The sequence below is a fragment of the Flavobacterium sp. GNP001 genome, assembly GCF_054343775.1.
Genome location: NZ_JBTGUX010000001.1, coordinates 546,705 through 557,114, shown reverse-complemented (window position 1 = coordinate 557,114; position 10,410 = coordinate 546,705). Strand labels below are relative to the sequence as shown.

Genomic DNA, 10,410 nt, shown 5'->3' with positions numbered 1-10,410 from the left:
TTGGCAACGAATCTATCAAATACCGGCGACGGAATTACTACGCTTTAGGTCACTAAGAGGCATGTTGTACTTTGGATCGGGACAAGACAGCAACCACTTCTTGATAATCAAAACCATAGTAGGTGCAATATTCTTTAATAGTCACTTTTTGATGTTGTTCTTTTTGTAAAACCTTCTTCAAATTTTGTATTTCTTTACGCGCATAGCTCTCACTCTTATCAGGGAGTAAGACAATATCGCTTGGGTATAATACAATTCTATTCATATGGTTTTGAGCTATCTACAGTTATTACAACTACAAACATAAGAAACATTTTTTATAGGTCCTCATGAACTTATTGACAGGTTTCCTCCGAGATTAATCTAATGTACAAAAGCAATTAAGTCAAAAGCATAAATAATCGACTAAGCAAGTTATTTATCAGTTGTTCTACTGAAAAAAAACACTTTAACACTATTTATATCTTATTTTATTGTTAATAAAAAAGTTTTCAAAACTTTACTTTTATACCATTACTTAGATTTTGACATAGATTTTCTATATAAAATTTCAATAAACAAGGCAAAATGAAATTGTTGCTTCCCACTTCAACATTTGTACTCGAGACAAAAAAGACAGCTTTTTAAATTTTTCGGCAAGCAAAATATCTATCTAAAAATGACATCTTTATTTACGTCATAACAATTCTTTTAAAGTTGCCATCATGTATGCATTATGTATAGGGTATGTACCGAGTATGTCCCAAGTTACAATTGAATTATTAGCTGTATAGAAATAACACTCTTTAGCTATTAAAAGCCCTTTTTTAAGCTATGTTTTCTGTAAAAAGTGAACAAAACGGTATTTATGTACTTTTTTTATCGTTTTTAGTCTACTGTATTCGTTTCTGTTCTTTATGCTATTTCTGAGACAAAACAAGCTTTTTACACTATTGCGCCAACAATTACAACAAACGCCAAACCCAGCACCAAGTTGTTGGCTATCAAACAAAACCGCTGTAGTTTTGATCATTATTAACCCTTAAACAAACAACAATGGGCAAATTATCAGGAATTATTAAGTTGGAAGGAACATTAGACGGACTAACGTTCTACAAAAGTAAAGACGGTCATTTGGTTCGAACCAAAGGAGGTGTCAACAAGAAAAGAATTATGACCGATCCTGCCTTTGCGCGTACTCGTGAAAATTTGAGCGAGTTTGGTCAGAATGCAAAAGCGGGCAAACTCATTCGCGACGCGGTTGGTTTGATGCTGAACAACTCCAAAGATTCAAAATTATCGAGCCGTATGTTACAACTCATGAACAGCATCAAAAACTTAGATTCCACCTCCGAGCGAGGCAAGCGCAAAGTGCAAGTAGGCCTGAGCAGTATCGAGGGAAAACAATTGCTTAAGGGATTTGACTTTAACATACAAGCTCCAATGGCTTCCGTTTTGCATGCTAACTACTCGCTTGATCCAGCAACAGGGACGGTAACTATGAGTGATTTTGTTCCCGAAGAACAATTGAGTAAACCAGCAACTACGACGCATTTTAGTATGCGAACTGCATTTGTAGTAGTTGATTTGGCAACTGGCCAATTTACAAAAAGCTACAGTCCACGCAACAGCTACCCCATTCAATCCACTGAGGTAACCTTTGACATGATTCCTGAAGCGGTACCTACTGGATCAGGCATTCATTTGTATCTACTTTTGATCGAATTTTTTCAGGAAGTAAACGGCGTGTCATACTCTTTAAAAAGTGGCTCTTACAATACGTTGAATATCGTAGAAGTGCTTTAAAATTTTCGATTCCAATTTAGAAAAACACCCAATAGACGGGTGTTTTTTTGTTTTTGAACATTAAATGAACAGCCAATTATCTTATAAAAAAAGCTAAGCAAAGCAGTGCTTCTCGATACATTTTTGCCCCGTTTCTCTACGCAAAAACACTCGAAGTGACGGGAATGGGGTTACTTCAGTTCGACTTCTCGATACACTTTTGTTTCGCTGTGCCGCACAAAAGCACTCGAAGTGACGGGCACTCAGTTGCTGGATGTTAGCCGTCAGTTCGAGTATTTTAATCAAAAATGCGATAGCTTTTTTGATTAAAATGTATCTAGAACAGTACTGTAAACAAGGTGACTTCTCTATACATTTTTACTCCGCTAAGCTGCACAAAAGCGCTCGAAGTGACGTGGCAGTTGTCATAGTAATTGCAAAACAATAAATAAAAAGCACTCGTAGTGACTAGAATACAGTTGCTAGATATTAGTCGTCAGTTCGACTTCTCGATACACTTTTGTTTCGCTGTGCTGCACAAAAGCACTCGAAGTGACGGGCACTCAGTTGCTGGATGTTAGCCGTCAGTTCGAGTGTTTTTTAAAATAATGCGATAGCTTTATTTTAAAAAATGTATCGAGAACAGTATTGCAAGCAAGACGACTTCTCGATACATTTTTGCTCCGTTTATCTAAGCAAAAACACTCGAAGTGACAACAGTTCTGATATCGTTATTTTAAATCTTCATTTATAAACAATAAATTTTCACCCCTGTTAAAATATGAAAAGTTGTATCTGCTAATGGCTGCAAAAAAACTTTTTGAACTGCCCTTTGTAATACCATCATGCAATTCGATTATTATACATTTTGTCTTTGGTAACCAATTCTCATAATTACTTTCAAATAAGTTTTTTTCTGCTCCTTCGATATCAATTTTAAGTAAATCCAAACATTCCAATTTATTATAAACTAAAATATCATCAATAGTTAATGACTCAACTTGATCAACTACTTTTTCTGATTGAATATCCTTTTTGACTTGAGTTACAAACCCCCAATTACCGAATCCTTTGTCCACAACATCGAAACTTAAATCCGACTGATTGGAAATCGCTTTCTTTACACAAAAAATATTTTTGTATTGAGTACTATTCTTTAAAAGCATGTCAAAATTTGACTTTTCTGGCTCAACAGCAAAAATTGTCGCATCTGGAAATTTATTTGCAAAAAAGACAGCGGAAAGTCCAATGTTTGCCCCAGCATCAACTATAAATTTTGGAACAAAACCTAAATTCATTCCATATTCTTTAAAAGTAAATATTTGATGAAAAGTTAAAATGTCTGATGATTTCTTTCTTAACTGAATGGGGAATTTCAATTCATTCAATTTTATTTTTTCAAAACCCAATGCCAATAAAAAATTGATGAAAAAATATCGTATTCCTTGCTGTGCTCGTACCAAAACTCTTTTCATAATCATTATATTTTTAGATTTGATACAATTCTATCAATGTAATTTTTAGGGTGTATATAACGATCGCTCCAATCTATATTAGCAAGACCCATATCTAAATACGATTTGTTTTTAAGCAAATTAGCGATTTTATCTGGTAATTCATGATATGCTGAACGCGAACTTAAAACTTCAAAATTTATCTGTGGTTTAAAATTTTCTACAACAATATTTATTGGTGTAGTAATTACTGCCTTTCCGTATAATACATATTCGCCAATTTTCCATCCAGGAGTATCTTTTAGTCCATCATCAGCAATGCCAATATCACTTTCTTTCATATAGTGCAAATAATGCTTTAAGGATGTTTTTTTTAAATCCAATAAAACATCAGGTGCTAACTGACTAGATAAAGCATCAGGAAACAAACCAACAGATACGTTCCTAAAATGTTTGTTTATTATGCGACAAGCTTCAATTCTAAATTCATTTTGAATGACTCTTCTTTCCTTTTCTTCATTATCTACATGATTAGCTGGATTCCATAATCGAGTATGAAAAATAACCCTACCGCCAAAATCACTTTTAGTCATTGGTATTTTTCTTATATCTATTGCATTGTGTGAAGAATTAGTGAAGGTATTGAAAAAGTCTAATGCTCTGATTAATTCTATTCTATTATTTTTATTGAAAAATTGTTTAAAAGGAAATTTAACAAGTAATTGTAGTGCTTTATATGACATATTGACTTGTAAATTTAGAGGATAAACATTTTTAATATTTACACCAGGCAATAATGCTCTTTTAAGATAAAAATCAAACTGCTCAGGATCTAAATTAAAGGATGGACTGTCGGAATAATCAAAGTATATTGTTTTCTCATTTAAAAACAATATAGCTGCATCCCATGGTAATTTTTCATTAATTTCCAAATAAAAATCACAACTATTTGATTTACAATAATAAAACCATGAGTAAATTAACATATTTTGATGAGGAGTCCAATGATGAATTTGCAATCTGTTCATAATTAAATTTTTGTTAATTTGGTTTATTAAACAACAAACTCCACCATCCCACTGTTCTTCCAATTGCTTCGGTTAAAGCTTCTTTTCTTTTTGATGTGGTCACTACATTAGTATACCGAATTAAAGTAAGCAACAAAGTTATAGCATTCCATTTATACCGGTGCTGAAAAGTAGGATTTGGATTTTTTACACGCCATACGTACCAGCCGTTGCGCACTACCATTTTCCCGTAATGATACTGATTGGGCCTGCCTGCTGCATCATGATAATGAAACAACTGTGCCGAAGTGTTCAGATACAGTTTTCCTAATTTTGAAACGCGTAAACTAAAATCGGCATCTTCATATAAACCATAGCCTTCAAAATAGGTCGAAAATTGCAGCTGCTCAAAAACTTCTTTTTTAAAGGAGGCTACACCACCCATGAGCATTTCAACAAGATAAGTTTTTCCGCTCAGTGGCAAAAAACCCACACTACGTCCATGCGAATATAATGAGGAATAACCCGGAGAACAATCGCTATCCAAACCTAATTTTTTACGTAGCACGAACCTACTGCCATCCATTTGTTTGTACCCGTCAAAATAAAACTCAGATTGTTTGGCTTGGTAATCGTAGCCTACAAATTCAAATTTGTCTTCATTACAAATGGCTCCACCCACACCCAAAGCATCAGGAAATTGATCGTATGTCTTAAGTAATTGTTCAAAATAGTCCTTTTTTAAGACAATATCATCGTCTAAAAAGCAAACTACTTCCATCTCTTGACTTACTTTCCCAATACCATAATTGCGCTGTTTGGTTAAGCCGCGATTTTGATCCGAAACCATAAAGTAACGCAATTGTTTTAGCTCGTTTTGCTGCAATACTTGCTTTGTTTGGTCGTTGACCGATCCATCAACAATAATAATTTCAGTAGGTGCTATGGTTTGTTCTGCTACTGATTGAAGCAATTGCATAAGAGCTTTAGGTCGCATATATGTGCAAATGATAAGTGCAAATTTCATTACTTCATTTTTATTTGATTAGCCCAATAAACACTTTTTTTCCATTGCTTCCTAAAAACTATCAAATATCGAAAAGGATTCTTAATCTTTTGATGCTTGTAAAACTTAAAAAACAAAACGGTTTTATACCCTAAAATTTGTTGTTTGGTGTTATGTGTAATTAAATAAAGCATCACTGTCGGCGATGGCTTAGGTTGAATGACATCATGATGCCACTGTAATATTGGTTTGGTTCTAAAGCCACCAACTGGTGCTTTTAGGTGTGCAATTGAAGGCTCGGGCAGATATAATACATCATGCCCTTGATTCCGCAATTGCATACCAAAATCACTGTCTTCACCATAACCAAATTCAAATGCCATTCTAAACTTTACATCCTTCAAAACAATATTTTTTAAAAAACTGTTACCTGCACCAAAAGTCGGCCACTGTATTATCCTATGGTGTGAGTTGCTTTCGCCATTTTGAAGATAACAAGTCGTAGCTATTAAAGAACCGTACTCTTGGATTTTTTGAAAAATCTCTTTTATTAGATTAGCTTCAAATCTATTATCATCATCCGCTAAAAAAACCCATTCACTTGTAGTTTGACTCAAAGCCACATTTCTCGCATTACAAGCTCCTGCTTGATGGGTAAAAATATGTTTTATTTGAAAAGGCCACTTTTCATTTTTTAAGTAATCTAGTTCGCTTGTACTAAGTGGCTCTGGATTTTGTTCTACGATAATTATATTTTGAGGTAAAACACTTTGCTTTGCAAAATCTCTTAGCACATCATACAAATAGGCTTTCCTACCAATTGTAGGAATTACAACATCTAAAGTTCCTGTGTCGATAGTAACTCTTGATGATTGAACGACAATTTCATCTAGGTTTATTTCATTATTAAATCTTCTTTTATAGAAAAATGCAGCTACAAAAGGATAGAAAACAATTTTACGCTCATAAATAAGCAAATTCAATGCTAATAAAAATATCCATCGCATTTTATAATGTTGCTTTACAAAACGAAAAAGTGTAAAGTGTGACGCTTTTGCTAGTGAATCAATTTTTTCTACCGACTTCAAAAGCTGTGGTTCGGAATAACACAACAAACCTAACGGCATGCATAATTTAGCAAGTGAACTCAGATAATAATCCAAATCGATATCGAAAGCTATTTTATCACTAATCGCATTTAAAACTGACGCATGAATAACCCCTACATAACCGCTCATCTGCCAGGTAGGATAAGATACCTTTTTATTCACATTTATAAATAAAGATTCCTCTGCATATCCGATGGAATGATCAAAAAAACAATCGGAATTCGGTCGGAATGATAGCATCATTTTATTGTGATGAAAAAGTGTTGCAATACCTTCAATATTCAAACTATTTCCCAGTAGTTCATGACACCATACGATAGGTTCATGAGGGAATTGATAAGACAATCTCACTAAAACCGAAGCAACGCTCGAATGGACAGCAACAGCAACCAATTCATTATTAGGTGATACAACTTTGGTTACGAGGTTATTTAGATGGTAAACGATAATCACGACTTCCCAATTATAGATTGATAAAAAATGATGTTTTGTTGTGCAATTTTTTCAATATCAAAAATGGCCTCAACACGTTTTCTGGCGTTACCTCCTATAGTCTGACAAAGATTAGTATCCGATAATAACTGCAGTATTCTATTAGCGTACAGCGAATGATCTTGTGGATGGACCAGAAAACCACTTACCCCATCTGCAATTAACTCTTGTGCCCAACCTATATTGGTATTAACCACTGGCTTCTGAAGCGCCATCGATTCAATAGTCACCATTCCCAAAGTTTCTGCAAAGCTAGGGAAGACACAAACATGTGCTTGTTTAATATAGTTTTGAACCTCTTTGTAAGGTATTTTTCCAAGATAACTTACTTTTTCTAAATCACTTGCCTCAAATTCTGTTTGAAGTAGTTGCCATGTAGAATGACTGCCAGTTTGTACATCCGAAGAATCTCCACCAATTAAGATAAGCTGTGCTTCTGGAAATTGCACTCGCACTTTTTTAAAAATTTCAGGCAATTCAAACACACCTTTCTTACGTATTATAGTGCCGATATACAGTAGCATTCCCTTTTCAAAAAGTACAGGATTTAGATTTTCAAAACGGCTCAATTCAAGTCCATAATGAATGGTTTCTATTCGTTTATTTTTTATGAAAAATAATTCTTTAGATACATTTCCCGCAAAAGTAGTAGGTGCAATAAAAGCTTTGGCATTTCGAATAGCGAGCTTTTCAAACCAATAGTTTTTTAATTTCTGTTGACGCTTTTCAAGATGGCAAAAATAGGTATCACTTCCGTGAAATCGAATAACCACTTGTGCTTTCAGACGCATAAAAGCAGTAATTCCAGTCCAATCCGGTACTTCTACAGCATCAATTTGTTCAGAAATAATGTGTTTATTTAAATATTTTTGGATGTACTTTCGATGCCAATACCAACCCATGAATTTATACTTTCTGTTTTTGATCATGTGAATAGTATATCTATCCTCGATAAGCACCGCATCCTCTTGCTGACCATACACAAATACCGTTACTTGGACTTTTTTATATGCCAAAGCAACTACTAAATTTTTGATGCTGGTACCTATTCCAGCTGCGTGAGTTACTCTTTCGTGAGGGAATTCAGGAGTTAGAAAGGCTATGTGCATAGTTTATTTATTAAAAAAATCTTTTATCACTACTTGAGTGAACTTTCGCGCTCCCGCATCATTCAAATGGCCACAAGAAGAAAAGTAACGATCTTCGATAACAGCATTTTCGTAATTGTAAATCTCAGGATACAACTTTTTAACTTTATTAAAATAATTTAGGCCTTTTGTATTTTCACACATCGGCGTCATCAAAACAATTAAATTGATATTATTCAATTTACAAAGATGCTTAATTTCTTCGTAGTATTTATTGCGTAAGGGTTTCAGATTAGTAATATTGTTTTTCATATTGGCATTTGGCTTTTTGCCTAATGGATAATAACCTAGATTATTTAAAGCATTGGTTGGCTTTTTTAATGCCGTTTGATACATCTCTCTAAATCCTATTTGAGAATCTGCAACAATATACCTATAAAAAGGCAGATAATATTTAGCATTAAAATCTTGATGCTCTTCGAAATGATTTGCAATAACAGTAGATTCATGTAGGTAAGGCATAAAACGGGCCACCACTGTTTCGGACTCTTTTTCGTTAGACAAATTCAAGTCGGCTTCAAGTATGATATTCTTGATTTTATGGTTTCGCTCCATCATTAGTTTCAGCATCAAAGAGGCTTCAAATAAATGACCACCACTCATACCGTAATTAAACGCTTTCAATCCTTGAGCCTCAAACATTGGGGTCACAAAATGATTGTTTGCACGCGACGATCCCAATACAACCACATCAAACTGCTTGACTTTTGAATTGATTACATGCCCAATTTTCCCACGATTAGCAGATTGCAAATACACTTTAGTATAAGCTACATCCAAGATAACAAGTAACAAAAATGTTACTACAACTATTTTTATGATAAAAATTAAAAAATGCTTCATTTACAATTTTGCTGTTAATTGTGTTTTAAAAATTATAGGATCAACCGCAATTTTGATTTGTTTTTTTCATCAATCTTGACGGGATTTTACCAAACTCTACTGAAGGAATCTGTTTGAGATTTGGAAAACAAAGAGTAAAGCAACTCTTAAAACTGAAAATAGATAAACTCTTTATAATCCGAATACGTTCCTAACGCGATAATGGCAAGCAAGCAAGCCGCTAATTTGAGCCAAGAATATCTCCCAGAAATAGGCTCTACTTTTGTACGATTGTACCATTCTACGATTACAAAAACACCTACCAAAAGCAAAATTTCGTAATTGTATCGTTCGTTTTCTAGATATTGCGAAGCGAAAGTGCTCTCAGTAAAAAGGCGAACGATGTAACTTACTGCTGCTTCAATACTTGGTGCCCTGAAAAAAATCCAAGCCAAACAACTTAAGGCGAATGTGAGTAGCATTTGAAAAAACACGCTAACCGATTGCCATTCCCACGGTAGAGCGACAGTACCCATATTCGATCTGTTGCGGTTCAAAAGTAATAAGGGTAAAAAATAAACCGCATTAATCGCGCCCCAAGCAATAAATGTCCAATTGGCACCATGCCAAAATCCACTAATTAGAAAAATAATAAAGGTATTTCGAACTTTCATTCCCATGCCTCCACTACTACCACCAAGCGGAATGTACACATAATCTCGAAACCAAGATGATAACGAAATATGCCATCTGCGCCAAAACTCGGCTATGTCTCTTGAAAAATAAGGATAGTTAAAATTTCGAAGTAAGTCGATTCCAAATAACTTTGACATACCCAAAGCCATATCTGAGTATCCTGAAAAATCACCGTAAATTTGGAAGGCAAAATAAACAGCACCTAAAATTAGTGATCCTGAATTCATGCTATCATGATTGTCAAAAATAGCATTAGCATAAGTAGCGCAGGTATCTGCAATAACTACTTTTTTTACCAAACCCCAAATGAACTGATAGACTCCTTGCTTGGCTCTTTCAAAATCAAAATTTCGCTTCACCTTTACTTGAGGCAGTAAATGTGTGGCGCGCTCAATAGGTCCGGCCACAAGCAAAGGAAAGTAACTCACAAACAACGAATAATCTACAAAATTACGTTCGGCTTTAATGCGTTTTAAATAAATATCAATCACATACGATAGCCCATGAAAAGTATAAAAGGAAATTCCAACCGGAAGCACCACTTCTAACAACAACGGACTGCTTTGTATGCCCCAACCATTTAACAAAGTGGCAAAAGAATTGGCAAAAAAATTATAATATTTGAAAACTCCGAGAAAACCCAAATTAACTCCCACACTCAACCAAAACCAAAACTTTCTGGCCGACTCTTTTTTGGCTTTTTCAATTTGAATACCGGTGTAATAATCTAAAAATGTAGAGAAAACCAACAGAAATAAAAATCGCCAATCCCAACAAGAATAAAAATAATAGCTTGCTATAATAAGTAAAGTGTTTTGATTGGTTTTATTCTTATTGAAAACAAACCAATACAATACAAAAACTATGGGAAGAAAAAGCGCAAAGGACAAGGAATTAAAAAACATAGAACAG

At 34.3% G+C, this 10,410-nt stretch carries 9 protein-coding genes; 1 reads left to right on the top strand and 8 read right to left on the bottom strand.

Features of this window, described 5'->3' with window-relative positions:
• Positions 1 to 52 precede the first annotated feature (52 nt).
• Positions 53 to 265: a hypothetical protein gene (locus tag ACXX8U_RS02310; protein WP_458564427.1), complete on the bottom strand. Its 213-nt coding sequence runs from the start codon at positions 263 to 265 to the stop codon at positions 53 to 55.
• A gap of 770 nt (positions 266 to 1,035) precedes the next feature.
• Here ACXX8U_RS02310 and ACXX8U_RS02305 point away from each other — a divergent pair.
• The gene (locus ACXX8U_RS02305) at positions 1,036 to 1,785 is read left to right on the top strand and encodes a hypothetical protein (RefSeq protein ID WP_458564426.1); all 750 of its coding nucleotides are present in this window, start codon (positions 1,036 to 1,038) and stop codon (positions 1,783 to 1,785) included.
• A 710-nt stretch (positions 1,786 to 2,495) separates the two neighbouring features.
• On the opposite strand, the gene ACXX8U_RS02300 is transcribed toward ACXX8U_RS02305, so the two are convergent.
• The 7 genes from ACXX8U_RS02300 to ACXX8U_RS02270 form a co-directional block, all read right to left on the bottom strand.
• A complete protein-coding gene (locus ACXX8U_RS02300; RefSeq protein WP_458564425.1) occupies positions 2,496 to 3,239 on the bottom strand; it encodes an FkbM family methyltransferase in 744 nt (247 codons plus the stop codon).
• A gap of 5 nt (positions 3,240 to 3,244) precedes the next feature.
• Entirely contained in the window at positions 3,245 to 4,309 is a 1,065-nt protein-coding gene (locus ACXX8U_RS02295; protein ID WP_458564424.1) for a hypothetical protein, read from the bottom strand.
• The gene (locus ACXX8U_RS02290; protein WP_458564423.1) at positions 4,260 to 5,252 is read right to left on the bottom strand and encodes a glycosyltransferase family 2 protein; all 993 of its coding nucleotides are present in this window, start codon (positions 5,250 to 5,252) and stop codon (positions 4,260 to 4,262) included. Before ACXX8U_RS02290 ends, ACXX8U_RS02295 begins: the two co-directional genes overlap by 50 nt.
• A complete protein-coding gene (locus ACXX8U_RS02285; RefSeq protein ID WP_458564422.1) occupies positions 5,252 to 6,793 on the bottom strand; it encodes a glycosyltransferase family 2 protein in 1,542 nt (513 codons plus the stop codon). Before ACXX8U_RS02285 ends, ACXX8U_RS02290 begins: the two co-directional genes overlap by 1 nt.
• The gene (locus tag ACXX8U_RS02280) at positions 6,790 to 7,941 is read right to left on the bottom strand and encodes a glycosyltransferase family 4 protein (RefSeq protein ID WP_458564421.1); all 1,152 of its coding nucleotides are present in this window, start codon (positions 7,939 to 7,941) and stop codon (positions 6,790 to 6,792) included. The genes ACXX8U_RS02285 and ACXX8U_RS02280 overlap by 4 nt, the downstream gene beginning before the upstream one ends.
• Before the next feature lie 3 nt (positions 7,942 to 7,944).
• On the bottom strand, positions 7,945 to 8,823 hold the full coding sequence (locus ACXX8U_RS02275) for a hypothetical protein (protein WP_458564420.1): 879 nt from the start codon (positions 8,821 to 8,823) through the stop codon (positions 7,945 to 7,947).
• 146 nt (positions 8,824 to 8,969) lie between these two features.
• Positions 8,970 to 10,403, bottom strand: coding sequence for an MBOAT family O-acyltransferase (locus ACXX8U_RS02270; protein ID WP_458564419.1), 1,434 nt, complete (start codon positions 10,401 to 10,403; stop codon positions 8,970 to 8,972).
• Positions 10,404 to 10,410: the final 7 nt, after the last annotated feature.